Raw genomic sequence first — 23,675 nt, 5'->3', positions numbered from 1 at the left:
GACGGACGGCGATCCGGGACTCTTCGGCCCGGACTCCGTGACCTGGCTTACGCCTTCCTTGGGGACCCCATTCCTGATACCCATACCGCATGAGCGACATGGGCTGGGTCCAGCTGATCGCGCGGGAGTACCGCAGACTGAGCGATGCCAAGGGCGGCACGTCCCTTGAGGACCAGGGCGTCGACAATGAGGACGCCGCGGAAGAGCAGGGGTGGGAGCTCGGCGAGCCGTACGTTGACGACGGCCTGAGCGCGAGCCGGTACGCGAGGAAGAGACGCGACGACTTCGAGCAGCTCGTCGACGACTTGCGCAGTGGACCGACCGGACGGCAGAGCCGGTTCGGCGCCGACATCCTGATGCTGTGGGAGTCGTCCCGCGGATCCCGACGCGTGGGCGAGTGGGTCAGCTTCATCGAGCTCTGCGAGGAGAAGCAGGTCAAGATCTGGGTCACCACGCATGAGCGGCTGTACGACCCGGCCAACGGCCGCGACCGCAAGGCACTCATCGACGACGCTGTCGACTCCGAGTACGAGTCGTACAAGACGCACCGGCGGGTGACACGGACGACGCCGAAGGAGGCCCGGAAGGGCCGGCCTCACGGGCGGGCGCCCCTCGGTCTCAAGCCGAAGTACGACCCGGCCACGGGCAAGCTGATCACCTGGGTGGAGGACCCGGACTGGTCCATGATCCCGAAGCAGCTGTTCGAGTTGATCGAAGCCGGCCGCACCTTCAACTGGGTCGAGCAGGAGTTCGCCAGGCGCGGCTACGTGAACCTCTCCGGCCGGCCCTTCACCCACGGGCACCTGCGACGCCTCGTGATCCACCACGCGTATGCCGGACTGCGCAGCCACAAGGGCACCATCTACAACGGCGTCTGGGACGGCATCGTCAGCGAGACCCAGTTCTGGAACGTCTACCGCAAGGTCACCGACCCGTCCCGCACCACGACGACCGGGGGCAAGCCGACCCACGTGCTCACGGCCGCGCTGATGTGCAGCCGCTGCGACATCCACCCCTCGCACCGGCAGGAGAAGGGACGCAAGCCCACCTACCGCTGCAAGCAGTGTGGACAGAAGATCCAGAAGGAACCCGTCGACGACCTGATCATCGGCCAACCCGACGACCTCGGCATCCTGCTGGAGTACCTCGCACGAGACGACATCTACGACGTGCTGCGGACGCCGGACAGCAGCAACGCCGCCGTGCTTGAGCTCGCGGCCCAGCTGGCGAAGGCCCGCGCCGAGCGCGACGAACTGCGCGGGGCGAAGGGATCCAGCGTCGCCGAAGTCCTCATCCTCGCGAACTCCCTCTCCGCGAAGGAGGCAGAGGTCGCGGACCTCGAGGACCGGCAGCGGGAGCTGACGCTGCCGGCCTCGGTCCTGAGCATCGTGAGGAGCAGCGCGGACGACGTCTGGGCGTCGTGGCATCGCGCGCCGCTTACGGCCCGACGAGAGACAGCCCGCTTCGTCATGAGCCCGCGCTATCTGGGACGCCCGTATGTTCTGCCCAGTCCCCGGACCGGGCGCAACCAGCCACCGGCGGCCGAGCGCCTGGAATGGCGAAAGACGGGCGGGCGCGCGGTCAGCTATCGCTGAGGCAGGCGGACAATCCGAGTAGCGGCGCCAGGCCGACCGACACGCACTCGTCCGCGTCCGCCGGTATCTCTGGCTGCGGGTCCGGCTGGCTGGGCGGCTTGTCTGTTGCAGGCGGCTTGCTGACATCCGGATCCGGGCTGCTCTCGCCACCGCTGCTCGGGGAACTGCTGCCCGTCGGTGCCGGCGGCACCGGCTTATCCGTGCCGACGTCCGGAGCTGTGGGCGTCGGCGAGGCCGTTGCCTCTGGGCTCGCCGAGGGGCCGGTCGGGCTGGGCGATGCGCTGGCTGACGGGCTGCCGGTGTCGCCCGGAGCGGACGGAGACGGCGTGGTCGTGGGGCCGCTGTCGGGGGGCTGTGGTGTCGCCGGCGGAGGCTGCGAGGGGTGCCAGGGCGATGCAGTTGGTGCGGCGGGGGGGCGGCCGTTCGGCATCGTTGTCAGTGTCTGCGGACCATGGCACAAGCGTCAGCGTGGTGACGGCGGTTGCGGTAGCAGCTGCGCCGACCGTTGCCCCGATGATCTGGCTGCGGTGTTCGCGCACGGCCTCGCGCGCTACGGAAACCACGGTGGCCAGTACCGCAACTGCGCTGCTTACGAGGAGCGTGAGGTGACCCTTCGAACGGATCGCGTACACGTTCCGCTTAGCGTTCTCCGGCATGTCGAACGGGTCCGGCCCCGGAGGCTTGTCTGTATCTGACGACTGCTGCCGAAACGTTTCTACGGCCTGCAGTGCGAGGGCGCGGGCGGCTTCGATCTTCCATTCCGCCTCGTCCGCTGCGGCCTCGTCTTCATCTTCCGGTTTGGCTCCGGCTTGACCTGGGGCCGGCCCGCTGGCCTGGTTCCGTGCCCCGTACAGCCTGACCACCATCATGACGGCGATCGTGAGCAGTGCTCCTGCGGCGAGTGCTGCCACGACCTGGGCAAAACTGATCACCCGTGAAACCTCCCCAGGTCCCATGTATCTAGCAATTTGTGGGGGAGGTACACATGTTCGACTTTGAACATGATTCGGGTGCCTGCATATGACCGATCGTGACTTAAGCGTTACCCTGCGCGTCGTGGCGGGAATTCGCCTGCGGGTGGTTCGCCCGAGTGGTCGGAGTGGCTTTTGAGTATGTCCGCGTACACCCTGCGGAACGCTTCGTCGGCCTGCTCAGGGGTCAGCTTCAGACCGCTGACCAGTGCCGCGATGGCCTGCTGGGCAACCTCCAACTCTTCAGTGAGGGTTGGAGTGGAGCTCGCTGCCGCCGGGCTGGTTTGCGGTGCCTGCTGGTCTTCGAGGCGCACTGGCTGTCCGCCGGCGAGTGCGGTATAGACCCCGCCCGGCGCCCAGTTCAGTGCGTCGTCGATGCCCCGTGCCGTGAGCTCGGCCGGCCGGTAGTCGCCGCGTCGGATCGCGCGCAGTGCCTCGTATGAGATGCCTGCGGTGTCTGCGAGTTGACGCCAGTTCATGCGCAGCTCGAGGCGGCGCTGCTTCATCGCCTCGTCGAGTAGCTCGTGCGGCTCCGGCATCAAGACCCCTTCTGACCAGCGAAACACAGGCTAACGCAAGGTACCGCAACGCCGTGGGGTCCGCCCATCACAGCGACTTGTGCCTACCTGTGTCCCCACCCTTGTAAACCTGTGGTGTCCTGCGTTAGCTTGTGGTGCATGCCAACCGCAACCACAAGCTCAGTCAAGCGGGAGCGGCTCCGTCGCGGGATGACTCAGCAAGACCTGGCCGAAAAGTGTGCCGAAGCTGGCGTCTCCGTTGACGAGTCGCACATCAGTCGCATCGAACGCGGGATCTATCACCCGCGCCCTCGACTGCGCGCTGTACTCGCCAACCTCCTTGGCCTCGACATCGACGACTTCGACCAGGTCGCGGCGTGACCCGCGAGGAACGGCGGGCGTACATACGCCGCGTGGTCGACGACGCCCCGCCTCTCAACTCCGAGGACGCCGACCGGCTGCGGGCGCTCATCCCGATGGGCGCCCGCACCGAGGCCGAACTGGCCGTCGCGGCGCCCCGCAAGCGGCGGCCGGCCGCTCGTCGCAAGGCCGCCTGACCCACACGAGAACGGGGCCGGCACCGGCTCGACCCCGGTGCGCGACCCCTCCGGCACACCCCACCCCCTACTTCCTCGAAGGAGTGGACGACCGTGACCGCATCATTCCAGACCCCCGGGCCTCTCCCGCCCGAAGCTCCACCCCTCACCCCCGTTCCGTTGAGCGTCGCCCTCGGCGCCGCCGAGTCGGGCTCGGCGACGGCGGCCGCGGCCGCGGTGATCGACGCGACCATGCGGGCCAACAACGACGCCGCCTCCGGCGAGCAGCTCGCCGAGGCCGAGCGCCAGGCGGGGATCCTCTTCGACGGCGCGAGCGTCGACGCCGCGGTGTCCGCCGCCCGCGCCCAGGCCCGGGCCGAGGCCGACGCCGAACTCGGTGAGCTCCGCGAGCAGCTCGCCGCGATGGCCGGCGCGCACCGGCAGCGGCAGGCCGTGCTGCGCCTGTGCGAGGGCCGCAAGGGCGACGATCTCCTGCTCGTCTCCGCGGTCGCCGTGGCCGCCGAGTGCGGGACCACCGCCCTTGACGACCTCCCCATGACGCTCACCCCCACGTCGCTCACCTGGGACGTGCCTGTGGACGGCGAGCCGGTGAAGCGAGTGACCGTCGACTGCGTGTCCTCGTACGGCGGCCGCGCCCAGCTGGTCGTCGAAGGCGATGACCGGCGGTCCCTCGCCCGCCTGCTCGACGCCGACGTCCACGCCCCGTGCCCGCACGCGAAGGACTGCGGCACGGCCGAGGACCTCGACCCCTCGGACCCAACGCTGTTCGGCTGGGCCCGCCTTGAGGTCGCCGGCATCGACGGCGGCCCCCGCTGGTACTGCACCCCCGGCTGCGTCTCCAACGCCCTCGCCCGCGCGGGCGAGGGACTCGCCGAGCTGGACCAGGCGGCCGAGGACCTCATCACCATCGACCGCGCCGAGCACCCCGGCGAGTACGGCGGTGCCGAGTGACCAGCGTCCTTGAGACCTACCTGGGCTGGCAGGAACCGCGGCACCTGGCGGGCTGCAAGCGGCCGTCCTGGCACGTGGACTTCCGCACCGACCACGACGAGTTGCGCGACCGGCTCGGCGGCGACGCGCACGCCTGCGCGAACGACGCCTGCGGCCACGGCGACCAGGTCGGGCGCACCACGGTGCGGATCGTGTGCCCGTCGTGCCAGGCCGCCCTCGTCATCCGCGGCGAGGACGCGTCGACCAGTGAGGGCGCGCACGTGACGTATGGCTACGGCCAGCAGCCCCGCACGATGGCCGGGCTGCTGCTGTGGCCGGGCGAGCCCTGGCTGAGCGTCGGCCGCCTTCGCGGTGACGAGCCGTACGACTTCGTCGTCACCGGCAAGGGCGTGAAGCGCGTGACCGAGGCCGACGTCGTCGGTGTCATCACGCAGGGGCGCGGCAAGCGCGGCGCGGTCGTCTGGAACGCCGCTGCCCTGCCCGTCCCGGGCGAGTTCCCCCAGTACCGGCGCCTTGACTGGGGCACCTCGAACGAGGACGCGCCTGCCCGTACGGTCGCGGCCGCCGCGAAGTGGATCGCCGCCCAGCTCGCCGAGCAGCCAACCGGCGGTGCCGCGTGAGGGCCATTGAGGAGCGGACGACGGGCAGCACCGGGAAGAGCACCCACGGCAGCGGCCGGTTGTCCGTGGGCGAAGCCACCCGGGTGCTGATGCTGCCGCAGCTGCCGTACGCCGACGCTGTCCACGCCGAGCTGCGGGCCGTCGGCCTGCTGCCCGCGTGCTACGAGGCCGGGTTACGGCAGGGCCTGGCCGGTGCGGCCGAGTTGTTCGTGCGGGCCGTCTGGCCGGTGGGCGCCCCGACGCTCGCCGACAGCGCGCGGCCGCGCGGACTGACCATCGCCTGGTCGCACATGACGGGCTGGTCCGCGCACGACGCCGATGAGCACTGCGTGCTCCTCGACGCCGACGCGCTCGCCGCGCCCGAGCTGGTGGCCGCCGCCGCCCTGCACCACGCCCAGCACGGCATCGACGAGGCCCGACCGTGGGCCCCGCCGGCCGACAGCCGCTGGTCCGAGGCCGTCTACCTCGACATCGCCCTGCATCGCTTCGAGGAACGAGAGGTGACCTGGTGATCCCGCTCTTGGTTTTCGCCGGGCTGGTCGTCGCCTGGTGGCTGGTGGGCGCCGCTGCCGACTGCCGCGCAGCCGGCCGCCGCCCGCTGCGGCGGATCACGCAGCCGGTGCGCGCTGCTGTACCCGCTCTGCCCGCCCGGATCCGCGGCGACCTCGACCGTGCCCGCGCTGCACGGGCCCGCCGCGCCCGCGCTCGCCTGCAGGAGGAGTCATGAGCACCCGACCGGGGATCGTCGCCGAGGCCGCGATCGAGGTCCTCGCCGACCGCCTCGCCCAGGAGCTGCCCGGGCTGGGACGCGACGAGGTCCGCCGCATCGCCCGCGTCCAGTCCGCCGCCCTCACCGAGGCCGGCTTCCACGTCACCGTCCCGGTGCCCGGCCTCGCCGCGGTCCAGCGCCGCATGCGGGCGACCCGCACCACCACCTGATCCCCGGGTGGGCGGGACGTGACCTGACTCCGTCCCGTCCGCCCGGCCTCAACGCCTCACGGAGTACCCCTTGATGTACAACCTGGCGCCGAAGAACGCGCCCTGGTTCGAGCACCTCACCGACAGCGTCCGCTCCCTCGGCGAGGCCGCCTACGAGTGGAAGCTGGCCAGCACGGCGGCCGACCTCGCCTACGCCCACGCCGAGCGCGGCGACGACTTTCACGACGGCAAGGTGACCGGCCAGCCCGGCCTCGACGCCACCGGCTGGAACGCTCGGCCGGTCACCCGCAGCCCGCACGCCCGGGCCACCTCCCAGCTCCGCCGCGTCGCCATGAACCACATGCACCACCTTGCCGGTGAGTACCGGCACGCCGCGATGTGCTTCGCCTCCGGCGCTGCATGGGCCATCCGCTCGGTGCACGCCGGCGAGCAGCCCGCCCTGGTCGTCCTGGCGATCGACGACACCGACCGCCGTGACCTCGTCCCCGGCAGCGTCACTCTCCCCTTCGCCGAGGCGCTGGAGGGGAGGTACAGCGGAGTCGGCAAGCTGCGCACCGCGCACGACCGGCTGACCAACTGCCTGTACGCCGGGGAGCTCGCCGAGGACATCGCGGACCAGGACTACGTCGCCGACCACGAGGCCTCCCAGATGCACGACCTGGCGACGGTCGCCGAAGGCCTGGCCGACGCCGCCTACGCGTACGGCCTCCTCGCTGAGCGCGCCCTGCAGTTCGTCCTCCTCGGCCCGAAGCAGACGCACCGCGTGCTCCCCGCCGAGCAGCGCGCCGCCCAGGAGCAGCCCGCCACCGAAGGCGAGGCGAAGTGACGCCGGCTTCGGCGCGGGACCTGCGCCGCGCACGAGTGGCGAAGCTGCGCCAGACCGAGCCGGACCTGAGCCACCGCGACATGGCGCAGCGCCTGGGCATCTCCAAGGACACGGTGCGCCGCGACCTGGACGCACTCGACGCCGCCGCGGCGCAGTCTGCGCCAGCCGATGACCAGGCCCAGACGCCGGACGCGCCGCCCGTGGCGCAGCCTGCGCCGCAGGCCAGCGACGCGGCTGCGCCACCGGACGAGCAGACGCCCACGCCCGCGGCGCCGTCTGCGCCAGCACGCCCGCTGCCCGTGCGCCAGGTCAACCCGCTGGCCGACATGGACGTGAGCCAGTGGCGCGCGCTGCGCCGCGACCTCGCCGTCCTGGCGCAGAGCGGCCGCTCGCCGGAGGCGCTCGTGCACCAGGCGGTCGTCGCCGCGGCGCACGCCTACCGGAAGGCGCTGGCCGCCGGCGAGCTGCAGCCCGGTGACGGGTTCCTGATCACCGGCATGACGCTGCGGCCGCGGGCGCAGCTGGCCGACCGGCCGACCGCATGACCGGGCGGCCCGCCCCGACGACTCGCCCCGCGGGCCGGGCCGCCCTCACCTCTCCCGCCCACTGGCCGCCCACGGATCTGCCCGGCCTGTGGGTCGACTGCGGCGACTGGCACACCCACCGCCGCGTGTGGCTACGCCTTCCGACCGCCCGCTTCACCTGCCGCCACGGCTGCGAGCGGGTGGCGGTCGGCGCGGCCGACGTCGCCGACTTCACCGCCACCGTCCACGCCGATCACGCCCGGACCTGCCCGGGCCCAACCACCTGACTGTGAGGACCTGATGACCACCGGAGCCATACCGACGCCCGCCGCCCTCGCCCCGCCGCGCGCCTACGACCGGGCCCGCTGGGAGGCCGCCGTCCTGGGCAGCGACCTCCACCGCAACTCCCGCACGATCGCCTTCGTCCTGGCCCACCTCGCCGACGCCGACGGCAACCTGCCCGCGGGCGGTGTCCAGCACGCCGGGCGCCTGGCCCACCTCGCCCGCATCACGGCGAAGCAGGCCCGCATGTCCCTCACCCAGCTCGAGGCCCGCCACTTCATCGCCCGCCCGGACATCCACACCTGGGTGCCGCAGGGCGACGTCGTCCGCCCCATCTCCCTGACCATGCCCAGGCCTTCGGCACGGCGGACCGAGTCGCATACCGGCGGCACCGATGAGCAGCACTGACGGCCAGTTACCGCTGCTGCCCGCCGACCCGTCCCGCTGGGGCGGGCCGGCCGCCGTGACCACGACGCCGATCCGCACGCAGGGCCGTACCGAGTACGCCGTCTCCTGCGACGGCTGCGGCCAGGTCCACCGCCACGTCAGCCCCGGAGTCCGCACCGCCCCGTGCGGCGCCACCTACACAGTCCCCGAAGCCGACGACGACACCAGCTAGGACACCGTGACCCACCTGCTTGAGCTCCCCGCCGAGCCCCGCCACCTTCGTGGCGGGGCCGGTGGCGCGGGCCTGGCAGACACGACGCCGGCGTGGCACCGGCAGAAGGTGAAGGTGCCCAAGCGGCTGTGGGGCAGCGGCGCCTACTCGCCGGGCGCCGTCGCCTACTGGGTGCAGATCGCCGCCCTGGCGCAGCGCACCGACGGCTGCCGTGCCGGCGTCACCACCCTCGCCCGATACCTCGGCGACGCGAAGCGCACCGCCGAGCGGTACCTGGCCGAGCTGTCCGCGCCCGGGCCGGACGGCATACCCGAGCTGACGACCGTGCGCCGCACTGCGTCGGACGGCGACGGCGAGACCGCCGAGCGCCGCACCCGCGCGGTCGGCCGCGGCGAGCACTTCGCGTATGTCCCTGTCCTCGCGGTCAAGACGCTGCGGCGCCCGCTGTTCGTCCTGTACTGCGCCGTGACGTACGCCGTGGCGACCGGTACCCCGGTGACCGCGGCCGAGCTGGCGGCGCTACTTGGCGTCACCGAGTACAGCGCGCGCCGCATGACCGACGAGCTCGAGGCGCTCGGCTGGATCACCGTGCACCGCCGCGCCGGCGCGCACGGCCGCCACCTCTACGAGGTCCACGACCAGCCGCTCACGGTCGTCGACGGCGGCCCCGGCCGACCGCACACAGATGGCGGATCGGGAGCGTGCGCAGATGGCGGATCCCTCGCGATCAAGGAAGACGCTGGACTGACTGACGAGAGCAGTACGCCCGAGCGTGGTGGTTTCCGCCGTAGGCGAGATGACCGTAAGTGGGGGCCCGCCCCTGTGGATACCCTCGGTAACCACCCTGAGGGTGAGACCCCGGCCGCCCCCGCGGTGCCGCCGGCCTTCCGAGGCCGTACGCGGCCCGCTGCGCGCCCCGCGTACGCCGGACCGCCGCTCACCCTCAGCCGCGACGCCTGGGCCCTGCTGCGCCCGGTCCTGGCCCCCGTGGCCGATCTCCTGCCGGACGTCTCGCCGTTCATGACCCGGCGCATCGTCCGCGAGATCCTCCGGCAGATCCGCGTCGACGGCGTCTGGCCCGACGAGATCCGCGACCAGGTCGCCCGGCTCCGCGGCTGGACCCCGCCCGAGGAGATCCGCGACCCCGGCCGCTGGCTCCTCGGCGCCGTCCTGCCCGTCCGCTCCCGCTGCGGCATGACCGGCTGCCACTGGGGATTCCTCGCCCACACCGGCATGCCCTGCAAGACCTGCGCCGAGATCGAAGCAGCCCGCGGCCGCGCCGGCCACCCACCGCATACCGGCCCCCGCCCGTACGCCTGCAGCGCGTGCGGCTGGGACTCCCCGACACCCCTGCCGTACGACCGCTGCGCCGCCTGCAGACCCGCCTGACCCACGAGAGGAACCGTCCTGCGATGCCCTACCCGCCACCACGCCCGCCCGCCGCCAACGGCCCCGGCCGCTGCCCCCGCTGCCTCGCCGACGTCATCTGGTGCGTCACCGCCGCCAACCGCGTCCCGTTCGCCGTCGACCCCGACCGCGACCCCGCCGGCAACCAGGCCGTACGCCAGGACCACACCGGCCGCTGGCTCACCCGCCAGCTCACCCGCGACCGCCCCACCCCGGAGAACGACGAGCACCTGCACATGCCCCACCTCAAGAGCTGCCCCGTCCCCGCGCCCCGCCGCACCCCGGCCCCGCGCATCAACCGCGACCGCCGCGGCGTACGCCCCGTCAGGTGGCAGCGATGACCAACCGCCCCCGCGGCATCCGCGGCCCCCGCCCCGCCGGCTACATCCTCGACGAGGCCGTCGAACACCAGGCCCCGGTGAGCTCCGCCGAGCAGACCGCGCTCGATCTCGGACGTGACCTCCTGCGCGACGGACTGGGCCCCTTCCTCCACCGCCTCGTAGGCCCCCAGAACGCAGCCCGCATCCTCCGCGACGTTGCCGAGCCTCTTGCCCGGGCTGCCGTCTTCAGCGCGGCCGCCGACGTAGCCGACGGCGGACACGAGGACGCATGCGGATGCGGTGGGTGCGCGGACTGCACTGCCCACCGCATCGGCCAGAAGCTGCGCCGCATGGCCGACGAGGCCGCCGCCGACGCGCGCCAAGACGGGGCGCAGCGATGACCATCGACGCCCTGCGCCGGCTCCTCACCGAGATCGACACCGAGCGGACCGAGGCGGTCGCACGCCGCTGCGCCCCGACGTCCCACGACCCGCGGGCCGTGCGCGCCTGGGCCCACCAGAACGGCATCGACTGCGCCGCGGACGGCCCCATACCGCGACTCGTCCAAGCCGCCTGGCGGGCCGCACAGCAGCAGACCGAGGGAGCCACGCCGTGATCATCACAGAGGCCCTTGACGCGCTCTGGTCCCTCGGCCAGGCCGGCATCGCATGGCTGGTCATCGCGGCGGCCGCCGGCACAGGGCTGATCTTCGGCACGATCGCCGGCGTCTCGTGGGCCTGCCGCGCCCTGCGACGAGTCGCACGCCCCCGCCGCCGGAGGACCTCATGACGCCCGCACCCCGCGCCGTGATCGCCGCAGCCCTCGAGGACTGGTGGATCACCACCGACCCCGTCGAGCCCTTCGTACCCACCACGGTCGCCGCCGACGTCGAGCTGCACCTCATCAGCTCCGGCTACCGCATCACCCACGACGACAGGACCACCATGCCCACGCCCCGCACCGAGCCCACCTGCGACGCCTCCACCATCGCTTCGACCGGCAGTATCACGGGCCCCCGCATCCTCGGCCCCTGCATCCTCCGACAGGACCACGACGGCCCCGTCCACAAGGACGCCACCGGCGCCACCTGGGCCCGCACCAGGGAGTGGTACCCGAGCCGCGCCAGCATCGCCTACGGCACCCTCCTCGTCGTGCTCTGCCTCGCCGGCAGCATCGTCGGGGTCATACGCGGTGACTGGTGGTGGGCCCTGGCCGCCGTCTTCGGCGGCGCCGTCGCCGCGAAGGAGCTCGTCGACGAGCTCGCCGAGCGCCGAGCCCACCGCCGCGGGAGGCGGACGTGACCCCAACTCAGGTCTTCACCGTGGGCGCCCTCGGAGGCCTCGCCGCCATCGTCGGCCTGGTCCTCTTCGTGGCCCTCGCCGTCTGCCTCTACCTCCTCGTCGCCCGCCTCATGGACGCCGCCGAGGAGCACCAGGAGCAGCGACGCCGACGCCGCGACAAAGACACCTGCCAGGCCATCCTCGACCTGCCCACCACCGACCACCCCACGGAGCCCCGATGACCGACTAGCCAGGCCTCGCGCGCGGGCGCGCACCTGCGGTTACCGCGCGCACGAACGCAGGCGCGCGCCCGCGCGCGAGGCAGCCACCCCCACCCGCCAGTACGAATGCCCCCGCCCCACCGGCCGGAGAGAAGGACCATGGCCAACGCCCCGACCGTCGCCGACCTGGCACGCAGGATCGCCGACCTCGAACAGACCCGCGAGGAGCTCCGCGAGGAGATCCGCGAGGCGCGCGGCATCCTCAAGGATCTCCGCTACGAGATCAAGACCGCCCGCGAACTCGTCCCGCTCCTCACCGACGAGGCCTTCGAGGCCGAGGTCGCCAAGCAGGTTGACCAACTCGACGCCGCCGCCAAGCAGGCGATGAAGGAGGCCACCGACAAGATCTTCAAGTCGTTCGACGAGCTGCACGCCATGCTCATGGGCGAGGACAGGAACAGCCGGCGCAAGGGCCGCACCCCCATACCTGAGGCCCTGCGCGCCTACGTGGCCGCCCACGGCGCCCCAGGGCAGGCACCGTGACCGCCTGCACCATCTGCCCCCGCCCCGCCCCCGACGGCACCCGGGCCTGCGAGGCCTGCGCCGACGAGCTGCGCGCGTGGCTGGCCGAACTCCCCGGCCAGGCCCGGCTCCTCGAGCAGTTCGTCACCCCCAGCGCCGGCCCGGCGCAGGGCCGCCTCGGCGGCACCGGCCGCGCCCACGCCCCCGCGCCCGTCGACTTCCGCGTCCTGGTCCTCCTCGCCCCGGGCCGCTACGACCCCGCGCCCGGCTCGGACGACGAGGGCACCGCGCCCATCGCGGCCGTCCTCGCCGCCTGGGCCGGCCACATCGCCTACCAGTACCCCGCGGCCGCGCGCGACCCGTACGGCGTCGCCCACACCCAGCCCTGCGACGAGGCCTGGCCGACCGAGGGCCGGACGATCCCCGGCTGGTGCGCCTGGCTGACCGCCTACCTCCCGTACACGCTCACCCTCGACTCCGTCGCCGACTACCACCGCGCCGTCGGCGACCTCGTCCACCGCGTCCGCTCCCTCACCCACGCCGTACCGCGCCGCCACCCCATGGCCGCCCCGTGCCCGTCCTGCGAGGCCTTCGCCCTCGTCCGCACCGACGGCCACTGGAACATCGTCTGCAGGGCCTGCGGCCACACCCTCGAGCCCGACGCGTACGACCAGCACGCCGCCGCTGTCCTGAGCGCCCACCAGACCCGCAACCCCGGCGCCGTGGCCTGAGTCGCCACCGCGCCACCACCCACGAGAGGATCGATCCCATGACCACAGAGCGTGTCTCCATCCAGGTCCTGCTGCTCTTCGGTGAGCAGGCCGAAGTCGTCGCCGACGTCCCGGCCGAGGAGCGCGGCGAGCCCGCCCGCTACCCCGCCGCCGACATCGCCGCAGCCGTCGGCCTGCCCATCGCCGAGCTGCCCGGCACCCGGCTCACCGCCGACGTCGGCGACGACGGCCGGCTGTCCGGCTGGCGTCTCGCGTAGCACCACCCGACGGGCCCCCGACCGTGCGCGGACGGGGGCCCTTTTCTTCACCCAAGGGTGTTGTAATCCACTACCCAAACGCTGTAAACTACTACTCAAGAGGGAGGGGCCGCGAACCCCGAACTCCCGATCCATCTCAACTCAACAGCGGAAAGGACAGTCACATGGCTGACCACGACGACGAGATCATGGGCGCCCTCGCCTACACGATCTCCCGGGTGTACTCCCTCCTCGTCGAAGTCTGCGGACTCCTCCCCGTCCCGATCGGTATGCCGGTCGAGCGGGAGATCCCCACCAGCACCGTCATCCCCGCAGTCCAGCGGGCGGCGGCCCTGGCGGCGGAAGAGCCGATGGGGGAGACGCAGGAGGCGCAGTTGTTCACCGGCTGCATTCACCTCCTGGCCGCGATCGACCTCTACGCACTCTGTGCCACGAGGTACATCGAGACCCGCGCCGAAGGGTGCGGAGCCAACCTGGTCTACGCGGAAGAGGCCCTCAAGGACCTCGCCCGCTGGCTGGTGATCAACGCGGCTGACTGATCCAACCGCCGCCCCCGGCACCCAGCCGGGGGCGGCACCCGCTGAAGACAAGAGAAACCGGCAGGGGCCGGGCCTAAGCCCTCGGCGCCAAGCACCGTCGCGAAACCCCTACCGGTCCAGACCCATCGCACTCACGAGGAGAGGACAGGCTCACATGGTAGCCCGCAGGCCCGCCCGGCCCCCGGAGACCGTCGCGGACATCGCCGACCGCACCGGCCGCCCGCTCACCACCGTCAGCAAGACCTGGACCCGCCACGCCGCCTGGCCCACGCCCCTCGAGCAGCTGCGCGGCCGCTGGCGCCTGTATGACCCCGACGCCGTCGACGCCTTCATCCGCGACCACATCGACCGCCAGGCCGTCACCCTCGAACCCCGGCGCCTCTACACCGCGCGCGACCTCGAGGCCGCCGGCGTCGGCATCACCGCCAGCACCATCCGCGCCGACCTCTCCCGCAGCCGCAAGGGCGGTCCCCGGCGCTGGCCTGAACCCGACGACACCCAGGGTGGCGTCAACCGCTGGTACGGCTCCACCGTCACCGAAGCGCTGAGCCAGCGGCGCGCATACCGCAGGCCTTGACGTCTCCCGGCGCGGGCGCAAGCCGGCGCTGCGCGGTAACCGCTATGCGAACACGCGTTCCCATCGGACACTCGTTGTGCAGTGCACCGACTCGCTCGCCATCCAGGCGTACGCGACCGCGCCGAGAGGGGAACCCATGCCCGGCTGGACCCTGCACCAGGGAGACGCGCTCACCATCCTCACAACCCTGCCCAGCGACTCCGTGGCCGCCACGATCACCGACCCGCCCTACAACTCCGGCGGCACCAGCATCACCGCCCGCACCAGCACCACCGCCCGGGACAAGTACGTCTCCGGCAACGCCCAGCACGCTCTGCCCGACTTCGATGGCGACACCCGCGACCAGCGGAGCTACACGCTCTGGATGACCCTCGTGCTCGCACAGTGCTACCGCATCACCCAGCACGGCGGGCCGCTCCTCGTCTTCACCGACTTCCGCCAGCTGCCCGCCACCTCCGACGCCCTGCAGGCCGCAGGCTGGACCTGGCGCGGCATCGTCCCCTGGCACAAGCCCATCAGCCGCCCCGCCCGAGGAGGCTTCAAGAGAGCCTGCGAATACGTCCTGTGGGCCACCAAGGGCCCCGTAGACGCCGCCCGCAACCCCGTCTACCTCCCCGGCCTCTTCACCGCCAGCCAGCCCCGGGGCAAGGGTCGCGTACACATCACCCAGAAGCCCGACGAGCTCATGGCCGAACTGGTCAAGATCTGCGCGCCGGAGGGCACCGTGCTCGACCCGTTCACCGGCTCCGGTTCCACCGGCGTTGCCGCACTCACCACCGGCCGGTTCTTCGTCGGCGTCGAACTCTCTGACCGCATCGCCGAAACCGCCCGCGCACGCCTCAAGCAAGCCGCCGGCTGACGGCTGTCACCGTGCCGTGCCACACTGGCCCGCGGCACGCGCTCCGCTCGGACAGCGGCGCTTCACACGGCCCGCCTCGCACCCACCCGCGAGGCGGGCCGCGCCGTGTCGCTGGACAAGATCGCCACATAGCGTGAACATGGAGCCAGTAGCACACTTGTGCCCATCGGCAGTGAAGCCGCAGCCCCGGCGCCTCCCCGGCCCGGGGCTGCGCCACGTCCAGGGGGTGACCGACCGTGGCCGAGGATCTCTACAACGGCGCCCAGGCCGCCGAGCTCGCCACCCGATGGCGCCGCATGCTCAGCGCCGACGCCGCCCGCGTCAGCCGCCCAGCCATCTGCAACTGGGTCACCCGCGGCCACCTCGCACCGGCCGGCCTCGACGACCGCGGCCGCCCCCTCTACGCCCTCGTCGACCTCGCCCACGCCGAACGCGCCACCCGCCCCCGCGCGCTGCGCCTCGTCGGCATCGGCGCCCCCTAGCCCCGCTGCCCGGCCAGAGGCGGCGTGACCCGCAGGCGCCCCAACGCCGCGGGCACGTGCCGGGCAGCGGGACGACATCACGGAACAGACACACCGTCACCACCGCGCCCCCACAGGGCGGCATCATGCGCGTACACACCGCATCCACGTCCTTGGGGGGACCATGCGCACCCGTACCGCCCTCGCCGCCGGCCTACTCGCCCTCGTAGCCCTCACCACCGCCTGCGGCAAGTCCGACGCCGAGCAGCAGGCCGACTGCCAGAAGGCACTCAGCTCCGAGGCCACCAAGACCAACCGGCCCGACGCCTGTAAGGACCTCTCCCAGGAGGACTACGACACCCTCCTGATGGCCTGGGCCCTCAACAACGCCGTCGACGAGCTGCCCGAGCAGGACCAGCAGCTCCTCGACAAGCACGACGACGGCGAGCTCAACGACAGCATCGGTGGCGACGAGTAGCCCACAGGAGGTGGCGCCCGTGGCCGGCAACCCCCGCAACGGGCGCCCCTACCGCCGCCTCTGCGACCAGCAACGTGCCCGCCGCCTCCCGTGCTGGCAGTGCGGCCACGAGATCGACTACACCCTCACCGGCTACGCCGCCCAACGCAGCGCCTGGTCCTTCACCCTCGACCACGCCGTCCCGCTGTCACTCGGCGGCGACCTCCTCGACCCCGCCAACGCCCGCAGCGCGCACCGCCGCTGCAACAGCGCCCGCGGCAACCGCACCACCCAGCCACAGGCCCGAGCGTCCAGGAGGTGGTGACCATACGCGAGCTGCTCCACCGCATCGCCCGCCGCTGCCCCACCCACGACCGCGCCTCGTACGCCGTCACCAGGCGCCTGGAACACCAGCTCGGCATGGAGCCCAGCACACCGCCGGACAGCATCACCGACACGCACTACGACCCGAACCTGATCGACTGCGGCTACAGCTGGTGCCGAACGAGGAGGCGACCATGAGCGACCACGAGCAGAGTCACGCCGACTGGCGCGACGAGGCGCACCGCCGCGCCCAGGCCCACGCCTTCCACTGGGCCGAGCGCGCGACAGCCGAGTACAGCCAGGCTGTGCAGCACGAGGACGACGCCCGCGCCCGCCAGAACCACGACAACGCCTGGCAGCGCGACCGTATGGCCGAGGAACGACGCCTCGCCCAGTTCCACGGCGTCCGGTCCACCGAGGCCCTCAAGCTCGCCGACACGTGGGCCCGCACCGCCCGCGCACTGGCCGACGGGGCGCAGCTCCTGCCCGAGCCGGCGTACGTCATCGGCGGCACGCTGAGTGAGGACGACGTCCACCGAGCGGCTACCCGCTACCCCATGGGTCACCCCCGGTGACAACGTCGGGAGGGAGCACGGTTGCTCTACGTCATCACCGGCCCGCCAGCCGCGGGCAAGAGCAGCTGGATCGAAGCGCACGCCACAGCGCGTGACATCGTCATCGACCTGGACCGCATCACCCGCGCCCTCACCGGCCCCGGCGCCCCGGCCTGGAACCACGAGCGCCTGGCGCAGCGCGTCGCACAGCGCGCTCGCTACGCCGCCATCGACGAGGCGCTCAAGCACCTCGACGAGCTCGACGTCTACCTGATCCACACGATGCCCAGCTCACAGGCCCGCACCCGCTACCGCCGGCTCGGCGCCCGCATCGTGGTGGTCGACCCCGGCGAGGACGTGGTGCGGGAGCGGGTGCGGGCCATGCGGTCCGAGGCCATGGAACGCGTGGTCACCCGGTGGTACCGGGAGTACCGCAAGGGTGGGTCACACCCCGTCACCACCCAGGCGTCACGGGACTGGTGAGCGGAGGCGAGCGGCCGGCGAGCGCGTCGAGTGCTCGCGATCACGATGCGATCGTGTCCGGTTCGCCCCGATCGTCGGCCCAGGTCAGGGGGAGGGGGAGGGGGGCCGGTGCCAGACGTACGGCGAAGGGGCGGGCGACCCAAAAGCCCTTGTCGCCCGTCTCTCTCCCCGCGGCCGTGCGCTATCCACCGCGAACCGAGTTCGACCCTCCTAAGCGTCACCCTCTGTGACGGTCTGCCCGTCACGTTCTGTTACTGACCACTTGTCACACTCCGTGACCCTTCGACCGGTTACGGGGGGTGATGTCCGATGGGTGACGCTCCGAAGCGACGGGTGCGCCGCGGCGCCGTCGCGGCCGCCACCACGGCCGAGCTCGCTGACCTCGGCGTCGACCCGACCGCCAACGCGCAGGCTGCGGCCGCCCTCCGGCTCGCCGCCGAGCTCGACTCCAGCCAGAGCCCGAAGGACTCCGCCGGCGTTGCCCGCGAGCTGCGTCAGGCCATGGCCGTCGTCCGCGCGGCCGCGCCACCGAAGGAGCGCGGCGACCGGATGGACGAGCTGGAGAAGCGGCGGCGGGAACGGCTCTCCCCTCAGGCGCGTAAGGGGTCCGGGTGATCGGCTGCCAGACGCCGCGGATCCTCTCTGCGCCGTGGCGCCGGCGCATCGACACCGGCCGCTGGGACGGCACCGAGGACCAGGAGGCGCTGGACTACACGTCGCCCTCCGGCGTCGAGTGCATCGAGCTCGCCGAGGATGCAGGCCTGACCCCCGACCCCTGGCAGCGCCTCGCCCTGCACCACTCCCTCGCCGAGGACGACCACGGCCGCTGGCTCTCGCTCGACGTCGTCCTCAACGTCGCGCGGCAGAACGGCAAGGGCGGGTTCCTCGAAGCCAGACAGCTCGGCGGCGTGATCCTGTTCGGCGAGAAGCTGATCATCCACACGGCGCACCAGTTCAACACCGCCCAGGAGTCGTTCCTGCGGCTGGACCAGATCATCGAAGGGTCGTACGCCCTGAGCCGCCGCGTGAAGCGCGTACGCCGCTCCCACGGCGAGGAGGGCTTCGAGTTCTTCAACGGCGCCCGCATCCGCTTCCTGGCCCGCGGTGGGGACAGTGGCCGCGGGTTCTCCGGCGACCTGGTCATCATGGACGAGGCGATGAAGCTGCGGGCGGCCCCCATCGGCGCCCTGATGCCCGTGCTCAGCGCCCGGCCCAACCCGCAGCTGGTGTACACCGGCAGCGCCGGCCTCGGCGACGAGAGCGAGCAGCTGGCGCTGCTGCGGGCCCGGGCGATGAAGGACGGCGATCCGGACCCGTCGCTGACGTACCTCGAGTACTCCATCGCGTCGCACGCGAAGGAGTGCCCCACGGACGGCGACGGGCACGTCATCTGCGACCAGCACGACGACCGCGGCGACGAGGCCTCGTTCGCCCGAGCCAACCCGGCGCTGGGTGTCCGCATCCGCACGTCGTACGTGCTGCAGGAGATGCGGGCCATGCGACCCGACCTCTTCGACCGTGAGCGGCTCGGCGTCGGCGACTACCCCGAGGTCACCGACGAGACCTGGCAGGTCATCAAGAAGGAAGCCTGGGAGGCCCTGGCGGACCCCCAGTCGCGCTCCTCGGATCCGGTGGCGTTCTCCATCGAGGTCACCCCGGAGAGGACCTGGGCGTCGATCTCCATGGCCGGTGGCGCCGGCGACGGCGTGCACAGCGAGGTCGTCGAGCACCGGCCCGGTACGGACTGGGTGATCGCGCGGGCCAAGGAGCTCGACACGAAATGGAACCCGTGCGCCTGGGTGATCGACGAGGGCGGCCCGGCCGGATCGCTGGTGCCGGGGCTGCGCAAGGCCCTGCGGTACGAGGAGCCCGAGGACCAGGTCGACGACGAGCCGGAGCGCGAGCCGCGGGACGAGCTGGTGTTCTGCCCGAAGGTCCGCGAACTGACGCAGGCCTGCGGCCAGTTCTACGACCGCGTCGTGGAAGGCACCCTCTTCCACCTCGGCCAGGCGCCGATGACGACCGCTCTGGCCGGAGCCAAGAAGCGCGAGGTCGGCGACGCCTGGCTGTGGGCCCGCAGGTCGGACGGCGTGGACGTGAGCCCGCTGGTGTCGTCCACCTACGCGATGTGGGGCTGGGAGCAGCACCACGAGGACGAGCCGGAGGAGGTGGAGCCGTGGGGCTTCCTCGCGTGACGAAGTGGTCGCGGCTGGCCCGTGCCCGGGTCGGCTACGTGACGGGCTGTGTGGGCCTCGCTGTGGGCGCGGGAGTGCAGTTCGGGACTGGTATGGGGCTGATGGTCGGCGGGGCCCTCACGGCGGGGTCGTTCCTGCTGCTGTCCGACGTCGACAGCGAAGGGGAGACCGATGAGTGACGAGATCACGGTGCGCGCCGTGCCCGGCGGGATCGAGATCCTGGACGCGCCGAGGAGCGTCTGCATCTCGCTCGAGGTGCTGGCCGAGGCCTGCAGCCACACGATGCGCGTGGACGGCGACCGGATCGTCATCGCCGACCAGGTCGTCTACCAGGTCACCGCGTGGCAGGCCTTCCCGCCGGGCCTGCGGTGCGCGCTGGTGGAGGACCGGCGGCCGCCGGCTGAGGGGGAGCGGTGACGAACCTGTGGCAGCACGCGCGGCGCCGGCAGTCCTCGAGGGAGGACGACTGGTGGTCGGTGGGCGACAACGTCTACTACGGCACCGGACGGCCGGTGGACGGCAAGGAACGGCCGCTGCCGTACGACTTCGAGGCGAAGATCCGGCACGCGTACAAGGCGAACGGGCCGGTGTTCGCGCTGATGCTGGTCCGGCAGCTGCTGTTCAGCGAGGCCCGGTTCCAGTTCCGGCAGATCCGCAACGGCCGCCCAGGCGAGCTGTTCGGGACCGGCGCGCTGGCGCCGCTCGAGACGCCGTGGCCCGGCGGCACGACGGGCAACCTGCTGTCGCGGATGATCCAGAACGGGGACCTTGAGGGCAACGGGTACGTCACGAACTACAACCCGGGCCGGCTGAAGCTGATGCGGCCGGACTGGGTGACGATCATCACCGGGTCGAACGAGGAGCCCGGGCTGCCGAGCGAAGCGCTCGACTCCGAGCTGGTCGGCTACATGTACGACCCGCCGACCGGCAGCGCTCCCTGGTTCCTGCTGCCCGAGCAGGTGGCCCACTTCGCCCCGATCCCTGACCCGGAGTTCCAGTTCAGGGGCATGTCGTGGCTGACACCGGTGCTGCGGGAGATCGTCGGGGACACCGCGGCCACCCGGCACAAGCTCAAGTTCTTCGAGAACGGGGCGACGCCGCAGGTCGTGGTGTCCATGGACGCCTCGGTGACGCCGGACAAGGTGAAGCGGTTCCAGGCGCTGATGGACTCGCAGCACCGCGGCGTCGACGACGCCTACAAGACCTTGTACTTGGGCGGTGGCGCGGACGTCACCGTCGTGGGCAAGGACCTGCATCAGCTGGACTTCAAAGCGACGCAGGGCGCCGGCGAGACGCGCCTGGCGGCCGCGGCCGGAGTACCGCCGGTGATCGTCGGTTTCTCCGAGGGGCTGGCCGGCTCGTCGCTCAACGCGGGCAACTACGCCAGCTCGAGGCGCCGTCTGGCCGACGGCACGATGCGGCCGCTGTGGCGTGAGGCCGCCGGATCGCTCGCCACGCTGATCGACGTCCCCGCCGGCGCCGAGCTCTGGTACGACGACCGCGACATCGCGTTCCTGCGGGAGGACCGCCGGGACGCGGCCGAGATTCAGGGCCTGCAGTCCCGCACCATCCGGACCCTCGTCGACGCCGGCTACGAACCGGCGAGCGTCACGGCCGCGGTGGCGGCCGAGGACTACAGCCTGCTGCGGCACACCGGCCTGTACTCGGTCCAGCTGCAGAAGCCCGGCAGCGGCCAGGCGGGCCCCGCCCCGGCGACAGACACGCAGGAGCCGGCGACAGACCCGGAGGAGGGGGCCTGACATGGAAGAGACGTTCCGGCGCTACTTCCCGCTCGAGGACATCCGTGTCCGCGCCGGCGGGGACGGCCGCACGGTGGAGGCGTACGCCGCGGTGTTCGACACCCCGGTGGAGATCCACGACCAGGACGGCGACTACATCGAGCAGATCGACCGCCGCGCCTTCGAGCGCACCCTGCAGCAGCTCGCCCCCGCGGGCAGCCGCAGCACCTGGCGAGTCGGCGTGTTCTACAACCACGGCCGCACCCTGTGGGGCACCCCGTCCGAGCGGGGCAGCATGCCGATCGGCACGCCGATGGAGCTGAAGACCGACAGCCGCGGCCTGCTCACGGTCACCCGGTACAACAAGACCGAGCTGGCCGACGAGGTCCTGGAGAACATCCGCGAGGGCGCCATCACCGGCCAGTCCTTCACCGGCCGGTTCACGCGCTCCGACCCGATGAGGACGCCGCGCGGCGGGCACCGGGCGGGCCGTGACGGCCGCCTGCGGACGGTGCGGCGGCAGGAAATCGCGCTGAAGGAGTACGGCCCTACGCCGTTCCCCGCGTACGCGGACGCCGCGGTGATCGGCGTCCGGGCCGAGCAGGTCATGCCCCTGCTCGGCGAACTGTCCGCCGACGAGCGTGAACGGCTCGTCGACATGCTTCGGACCGGCACTCCGCTGGACCCGCCCGCCCAGGGCACTCCAACGGACCCGCCGGCCGCCGGCGACCCCGACCCGGGGTCCGCCGCCGAGGACCCGCCGTCAAGGCACTCCGCTCGGCAGAAGATCGCGTGGGCCAAGGTCCGCGCCGAGATCAAGGCCAGGAGGGCCCAGTGACCACGACCAAGCGGAAGAAGAAGAGCGACAAGCTCAAGGAGTCGCTCGACGCGATCCGCAGCGAGCTCCTGGAGCTCGAGGAGATCGAGGAGCCGACCGAGGAGCAGGCCACTCGGGCCGGTGAGCTCCTCGGCGAGTTCGACACCGCGCAGGAGGCGTACAACGAGCAGGTGGAGCACGAGCGGCGCGTCGACGCCGTCCGCGCGGCCGCCACCGTCCCCGGCTCGCAGGAGCGCACCCCGGGCGACGGCCCGGAGTTCATGCGGTCCCGCGGCAACCCGTACGAGGAACTGGACCGCGTGCGCGGCGCCAACCTCATGGAGCGGACCACCGTCCGTGATCTCCGCTCCCGCGCGCTGTACGCGGTGGAGCTCGCGGCCGAGACCCTGACCGAGGACCAGCAGGAGCGCGTCGAGCGCCTGGTCCGCGCCGACCGGCGCGGCCGCATGGCGCAGCACCTGCTGCTCACCGGATCCGACGACTACGCCCGGGCCTTCGAGTCCCTCCTGACCAACGCCGGCAACCCGGCGCTGCTCGAGGACGAGGAGGCCGTGGCGTACAAGCTGGCCGAGGCGCACCGCCGCGCGATGTCCCTGACCGACGCCGCCGGTGGCTTTTTGGTCCCCTTCACCCTGGACCCGACGATCATCCTGACGAACGCCGGCAGCGCGAACCCGTTCCGGCAGGTGTCGACGATCAAGACGATCACGACGGACACGTGGAACGGCGTCTCCAGCGCCGGCGTCACCGCCTCATGGCTGGGCGAGTCCGAGGAGGCCGGTGACAACTCGCCGAACTTCGCGCAGCCGTCCATCAAGCCGGAGAAGGCCGCGGCCTGGGTCCAGGGCAGCTTCGAGGTCCTGGCCGACTCCGGGTTCGGCGCCGAGGTCGGCCCGCTCCTGGCGGACGCCAAGGACCAGCTGGAAGCCACGGCCTTCGCCATCGGCAACGGCGTGAAGAAGCCCAAGGGCGTCGTCACCGCGGTGTCCGCCGTGGCCGGGTCGGTCGTCGCGTCTGAGGACACCGACACCTACGCGGTCGGTGACGTGTACGCCGTCGAGCAGGCCCTGCCGCCGCGGCACCGGCTGACCGGTTCGCCGTCCTGGATGGCGAACAAGACGATCATCAACAAGACGCGGCAGTTCGACACCAGCGGCGGCAGCTCGTTCTGGGCGAACCTCGGTATGGGCCAGCCCGAGCAACTGCTCGGCGCCCCCATCTACGAGGCCTCGGCGATGGACGGCGCCATCGACACCGGCGCCGAGAACTACGCGCTGCTGCTCGGCGACTTCCGCAACTACTACATCGTCGACCGGGTCGGGATGACGATGGTCTACGAGCCCCTCGTGAAGGGCGCCTCCGGCAAGCCGACCGGTGAGGCCGGCTGGTTCGCCTACTGGCGCGTCGGCGCGGACGTCGTCAACGCCGACGCCTTCCGGCTCCTGAACATCACCTGATCCCACCCACCCAGGGCGCGGCCTGCCGTACGGCGGCCGCGCCCGCCCCTGT

The 23,675-nt window shown here is 72.2% G+C and carries 41 protein-coding genes; 39 read left to right on the top strand and 2 right to left on the bottom strand.

Annotated features, from left to right (window positions below; translation table 11 throughout):
• Nucleotides 1-89: 89 nt before the first annotated feature.
• Nucleotides 90-1,595 carry a recombinase family protein gene (locus tag ACZ6IM_RS05615; protein ID WP_469554434.1) on the top strand — a complete coding sequence of 502 codons (1,506 nt, stop codon included), beginning with the start codon at nucleotides 90-92 and terminating at the stop codon, nucleotides 1,593-1,595.
• Between the two features lie 194 nt (nucleotides 1,596-1,789).
• Here the strand turns inward: ACZ6IM_RS05615 and ACZ6IM_RS05610 are convergent, their stop codons facing one another.
• Both ACZ6IM_RS05610 and ACZ6IM_RS05605 read right to left on the bottom strand, forming a co-directional pair.
• A complete protein-coding gene (locus ACZ6IM_RS05610; protein WP_469554433.1) occupies nucleotides 1,790-2,527 on the bottom strand; it encodes a hypothetical protein in 738 nt (245 codons plus the stop codon).
• 110 nt (nucleotides 2,528-2,637) lie between these two features.
• Nucleotides 2,638-3,105 (bottom strand): helix-turn-helix domain-containing protein, encoded by a 468-nt coding sequence (locus ACZ6IM_RS05605; protein WP_469554431.1) that lies wholly within the window; start codon nucleotides 3,103-3,105, stop codon nucleotides 2,638-2,640.
• A gap of 138 nt (nucleotides 3,106-3,243) precedes the next feature.
• On the opposite strand from ACZ6IM_RS05605, the gene ACZ6IM_RS05600 reads away from it, so the two are divergent.
• From ACZ6IM_RS05600 to ACZ6IM_RS05415, 38 genes are all read left to right on the top strand, one after another.
• A complete protein-coding gene (locus tag ACZ6IM_RS05600) occupies nucleotides 3,244-3,465 on the top strand; it encodes a helix-turn-helix transcriptional regulator (RefSeq protein ID WP_469554429.1) in 222 nt (73 codons plus the stop codon).
• The gene (locus ACZ6IM_RS05595; protein WP_469554427.1) at nucleotides 3,462-3,641 is read left to right on the top strand and encodes a hypothetical protein; all 180 of its coding nucleotides are present in this window, start codon (nucleotides 3,462-3,464) and stop codon (nucleotides 3,639-3,641) included. The genes ACZ6IM_RS05600 and ACZ6IM_RS05595 overlap by 4 nt, the downstream gene beginning before the upstream one ends.
• A 159-nt stretch (nucleotides 3,642-3,800) precedes the next feature.
• Entirely contained in the window at nucleotides 3,801-4,592 is a 792-nt protein-coding gene (locus ACZ6IM_RS05590; protein ID WP_469554425.1) for a hypothetical protein, read from the top strand.
• Nucleotides 4,589-5,212 carry a hypothetical protein gene (locus tag ACZ6IM_RS05585; protein ID WP_469554423.1) on the top strand — a complete coding sequence of 208 codons (624 nt, stop codon included), beginning with the start codon at nucleotides 4,589-4,591 and terminating at the stop codon, nucleotides 5,210-5,212. The genes ACZ6IM_RS05590 and ACZ6IM_RS05585 overlap by 4 nt, the downstream gene beginning before the upstream one ends.
• Nucleotides 5,209-5,724 (top strand): hypothetical protein, encoded by a 516-nt coding sequence (locus ACZ6IM_RS05580; protein ID WP_469554421.1) that lies wholly within the window; start codon nucleotides 5,209-5,211, stop codon nucleotides 5,722-5,724. Before ACZ6IM_RS05585 ends, ACZ6IM_RS05580 begins: the two co-directional genes overlap by 4 nt.
• A complete protein-coding gene (locus ACZ6IM_RS05575) occupies nucleotides 5,721-5,939 on the top strand; it encodes a hypothetical protein (RefSeq protein ID WP_469554419.1) in 219 nt (72 codons plus the stop codon). Before ACZ6IM_RS05580 ends, ACZ6IM_RS05575 begins: the two co-directional genes overlap by 4 nt.
• Nucleotides 5,936-6,151, top strand: coding sequence for a hypothetical protein (locus tag ACZ6IM_RS05570; RefSeq protein WP_469554417.1), 216 nt, complete (start codon nucleotides 5,936-5,938; stop codon nucleotides 6,149-6,151). Before ACZ6IM_RS05575 ends, ACZ6IM_RS05570 begins: the two co-directional genes overlap by 4 nt.
• Before the next feature lie 70 nt (nucleotides 6,152-6,221).
• Nucleotides 6,222-6,977, top strand: coding sequence for a hypothetical protein (locus ACZ6IM_RS05565; protein ID WP_469554415.1), 756 nt, complete (start codon nucleotides 6,222-6,224; stop codon nucleotides 6,975-6,977).
• Nucleotides 6,974-7,522 (top strand): HTH domain-containing protein, encoded by a 549-nt coding sequence (locus tag ACZ6IM_RS05560; protein ID WP_469554414.1) that lies wholly within the window; start codon nucleotides 6,974-6,976, stop codon nucleotides 7,520-7,522. Before ACZ6IM_RS05565 ends, ACZ6IM_RS05560 begins: the two co-directional genes overlap by 4 nt.
• Nucleotides 7,519-7,788, top strand: a complete 270-nt coding sequence (locus ACZ6IM_RS05555; protein WP_469554413.1) for a hypothetical protein — start codon at nucleotides 7,519-7,521, stop codon at nucleotides 7,786-7,788. Before ACZ6IM_RS05560 ends, ACZ6IM_RS05555 begins: the two co-directional genes overlap by 4 nt.
• Nucleotides 7,789-7,801: 13 nt before the next feature.
• A complete protein-coding gene (locus tag ACZ6IM_RS05550) occupies nucleotides 7,802-8,191 on the top strand; it encodes a hypothetical protein (RefSeq protein WP_469554412.1) in 390 nt (129 codons plus the stop codon).
• The gene (locus ACZ6IM_RS05545) at nucleotides 8,178-8,402 is read left to right on the top strand and encodes a hypothetical protein (RefSeq protein WP_469554410.1); all 225 of its coding nucleotides are present in this window, start codon (nucleotides 8,178-8,180) and stop codon (nucleotides 8,400-8,402) included. Before ACZ6IM_RS05550 ends, ACZ6IM_RS05545 begins: the two co-directional genes overlap by 14 nt.
• 6 nt (nucleotides 8,403-8,408) lie before the next feature.
• Nucleotides 8,409-9,791 carry a hypothetical protein gene (locus tag ACZ6IM_RS05540; RefSeq protein WP_469554408.1) on the top strand — a complete coding sequence of 461 codons (1,383 nt, stop codon included), beginning with the start codon at nucleotides 8,409-8,411 and terminating at the stop codon, nucleotides 9,789-9,791.
• A gap of 23 nt (nucleotides 9,792-9,814) precedes the next feature.
• On the top strand, nucleotides 9,815-10,150 hold the full coding sequence (locus ACZ6IM_RS05535) for a hypothetical protein (RefSeq protein ID WP_469554407.1): 336 nt from the start codon (nucleotides 9,815-9,817) through the stop codon (nucleotides 10,148-10,150).
• Nucleotides 10,147-10,530 carry a hypothetical protein gene (locus tag ACZ6IM_RS05530; protein ID WP_469554405.1) on the top strand — a complete coding sequence of 128 codons (384 nt, stop codon included), beginning with the start codon at nucleotides 10,147-10,149 and terminating at the stop codon, nucleotides 10,528-10,530. The genes ACZ6IM_RS05535 and ACZ6IM_RS05530 overlap by 4 nt, the downstream gene beginning before the upstream one ends.
• Nucleotides 10,527-10,745: an Lsr2 family DNA-binding protein gene (locus tag ACZ6IM_RS05525; RefSeq protein WP_469554403.1), complete on the top strand. Its 219-nt coding sequence runs from the start codon at nucleotides 10,527-10,529 to the stop codon at nucleotides 10,743-10,745. Before ACZ6IM_RS05530 ends, ACZ6IM_RS05525 begins: the two co-directional genes overlap by 4 nt.
• The gene (locus tag ACZ6IM_RS05520) at nucleotides 10,742-10,918 is read left to right on the top strand and encodes a hypothetical protein (protein ID WP_469554401.1); all 177 of its coding nucleotides are present in this window, start codon (nucleotides 10,742-10,744) and stop codon (nucleotides 10,916-10,918) included. The genes ACZ6IM_RS05525 and ACZ6IM_RS05520 overlap by 4 nt, the downstream gene beginning before the upstream one ends.
• Entirely contained in the window at nucleotides 10,915-11,430 is a 516-nt protein-coding gene (locus ACZ6IM_RS05515) for a hypothetical protein (protein WP_469554400.1), read from the top strand. The genes ACZ6IM_RS05520 and ACZ6IM_RS05515 overlap by 4 nt, the downstream gene beginning before the upstream one ends.
• Nucleotides 11,427-11,651, top strand: coding sequence for a hypothetical protein (locus tag ACZ6IM_RS05510; RefSeq protein ID WP_469554398.1), 225 nt, complete (start codon nucleotides 11,427-11,429; stop codon nucleotides 11,649-11,651). The genes ACZ6IM_RS05515 and ACZ6IM_RS05510 overlap by 4 nt, the downstream gene beginning before the upstream one ends.
• A 138-nt stretch (nucleotides 11,652-11,789) precedes the next feature.
• The gene (locus ACZ6IM_RS05505) at nucleotides 11,790-12,173 is read left to right on the top strand and encodes a hypothetical protein (protein ID WP_469554397.1); all 384 of its coding nucleotides are present in this window, start codon (nucleotides 11,790-11,792) and stop codon (nucleotides 12,171-12,173) included.
• Complete coding sequence (locus ACZ6IM_RS05500) at nucleotides 12,170-12,883, top strand: hypothetical protein (protein ID WP_469554395.1); 714 nt, start codon at nucleotides 12,170-12,172, stop codon at nucleotides 12,881-12,883. Before ACZ6IM_RS05505 ends, ACZ6IM_RS05500 begins: the two co-directional genes overlap by 4 nt.
• A 38-nt stretch (nucleotides 12,884-12,921) precedes the next feature.
• Nucleotides 12,922-13,140: a hypothetical protein gene (locus tag ACZ6IM_RS05495; RefSeq protein WP_469554393.1), complete on the top strand. Its 219-nt coding sequence runs from the start codon at nucleotides 12,922-12,924 to the stop codon at nucleotides 13,138-13,140.
• A gap of 164 nt (nucleotides 13,141-13,304) precedes the next feature.
• Nucleotides 13,305-13,679, top strand: a complete 375-nt coding sequence (locus ACZ6IM_RS05490) for a hypothetical protein (protein WP_435252052.1) — start codon at nucleotides 13,305-13,307, stop codon at nucleotides 13,677-13,679.
• A 154-nt stretch (nucleotides 13,680-13,833) separates the two neighbouring features.
• The gene (locus ACZ6IM_RS05485; protein ID WP_469554391.1) at nucleotides 13,834-14,256 is read left to right on the top strand and encodes a hypothetical protein; all 423 of its coding nucleotides are present in this window, start codon (nucleotides 13,834-13,836) and stop codon (nucleotides 14,254-14,256) included.
• Between the two features lie 136 nt (nucleotides 14,257-14,392).
• Complete coding sequence (locus ACZ6IM_RS05480; protein ID WP_469554389.1) at nucleotides 14,393-15,115, top strand: DNA-methyltransferase; 723 nt, start codon at nucleotides 14,393-14,395, stop codon at nucleotides 15,113-15,115.
• A 236-nt stretch (nucleotides 15,116-15,351) separates the two neighbouring features.
• Complete coding sequence (locus ACZ6IM_RS05475; RefSeq protein ID WP_469554387.1) at nucleotides 15,352-15,597, top strand: MerR family transcriptional regulator; 246 nt, start codon at nucleotides 15,352-15,354, stop codon at nucleotides 15,595-15,597.
• 163 nt (nucleotides 15,598-15,760) lie between these two features.
• Nucleotides 15,761-16,054, top strand: coding sequence for a hypothetical protein (locus tag ACZ6IM_RS05470; RefSeq protein ID WP_469554386.1), 294 nt, complete (start codon nucleotides 15,761-15,763; stop codon nucleotides 16,052-16,054).
• A gap of 19 nt (nucleotides 16,055-16,073) precedes the next feature.
• Nucleotides 16,074-16,358: an HNH endonuclease gene (locus tag ACZ6IM_RS05465; protein WP_469554385.1), complete on the top strand. Its 285-nt coding sequence runs from the start codon at nucleotides 16,074-16,076 to the stop codon at nucleotides 16,356-16,358.
• Nucleotides 16,355-16,555, top strand: a complete 201-nt coding sequence (locus tag ACZ6IM_RS05460; RefSeq protein WP_469554384.1) for a hypothetical protein — start codon at nucleotides 16,355-16,357, stop codon at nucleotides 16,553-16,555. The genes ACZ6IM_RS05465 and ACZ6IM_RS05460 overlap by 4 nt, the downstream gene beginning before the upstream one ends.
• A complete protein-coding gene (locus ACZ6IM_RS05455; protein ID WP_469554383.1) occupies nucleotides 16,552-16,932 on the top strand; it encodes a hypothetical protein in 381 nt (126 codons plus the stop codon). Before ACZ6IM_RS05460 ends, ACZ6IM_RS05455 begins: the two co-directional genes overlap by 4 nt.
• Before the next feature lie 21 nt (nucleotides 16,933-16,953).
• Nucleotides 16,954-17,394: an AAA family ATPase gene (locus ACZ6IM_RS05450; protein ID WP_469554381.1), complete on the top strand. Its 441-nt coding sequence runs from the start codon at nucleotides 16,954-16,956 to the stop codon at nucleotides 17,392-17,394.
• Between the two features lie 309 nt (nucleotides 17,395-17,703).
• Nucleotides 17,704-18,009 carry a hypothetical protein gene (locus ACZ6IM_RS05445; protein ID WP_469554380.1) on the top strand — a complete coding sequence of 102 codons (306 nt, stop codon included), beginning with the start codon at nucleotides 17,704-17,706 and terminating at the stop codon, nucleotides 18,007-18,009.
• Nucleotides 18,006-19,589 (top strand): terminase, encoded by a 1,584-nt coding sequence (locus tag ACZ6IM_RS05440; RefSeq protein WP_469554379.1) that lies wholly within the window; start codon nucleotides 18,006-18,008, stop codon nucleotides 19,587-19,589. The genes ACZ6IM_RS05445 and ACZ6IM_RS05440 overlap by 4 nt, the downstream gene beginning before the upstream one ends.
• Complete coding sequence (locus tag ACZ6IM_RS05435) at nucleotides 19,571-19,768, top strand: hypothetical protein (protein ID WP_469554377.1); 198 nt, start codon at nucleotides 19,571-19,573, stop codon at nucleotides 19,766-19,768. The genes ACZ6IM_RS05440 and ACZ6IM_RS05435 overlap by 19 nt, the downstream gene beginning before the upstream one ends.
• Complete coding sequence (locus ACZ6IM_RS05430; RefSeq protein WP_469554376.1) at nucleotides 19,761-20,006, top strand: hypothetical protein; 246 nt, start codon at nucleotides 19,761-19,763, stop codon at nucleotides 20,004-20,006. Before ACZ6IM_RS05435 ends, ACZ6IM_RS05430 begins: the two co-directional genes overlap by 8 nt.
• Complete coding sequence (locus ACZ6IM_RS05425; RefSeq protein WP_469554374.1) at nucleotides 20,003-21,349, top strand: phage portal protein; 1,347 nt, start codon at nucleotides 20,003-20,005, stop codon at nucleotides 21,347-21,349. Before ACZ6IM_RS05430 ends, ACZ6IM_RS05425 begins: the two co-directional genes overlap by 4 nt.
• A 1-nt stretch (nucleotide 21,350) precedes the next feature.
• Nucleotides 21,351-22,166 (top strand): HK97 family phage prohead protease, encoded by an 816-nt coding sequence (locus ACZ6IM_RS05420; protein WP_469554372.1) that lies wholly within the window; start codon nucleotides 21,351-21,353, stop codon nucleotides 22,164-22,166.
• Nucleotides 22,163-23,623 (top strand): phage major capsid protein, encoded by a 1,461-nt coding sequence (locus tag ACZ6IM_RS05415; protein ID WP_469554371.1) that lies wholly within the window; start codon nucleotides 22,163-22,165, stop codon nucleotides 23,621-23,623. The genes ACZ6IM_RS05420 and ACZ6IM_RS05415 overlap by 4 nt, the downstream gene beginning before the upstream one ends.
• The last annotated feature ends 52 nt before the right edge of the window (nucleotides 23,624-23,675 follow it).

It is taken from the genome of Streptomyces sp. NPDC042336 (assembly GCF_055581985.1).
This window is presented reverse-complemented; position numbering and strand designations above follow the sequence as displayed.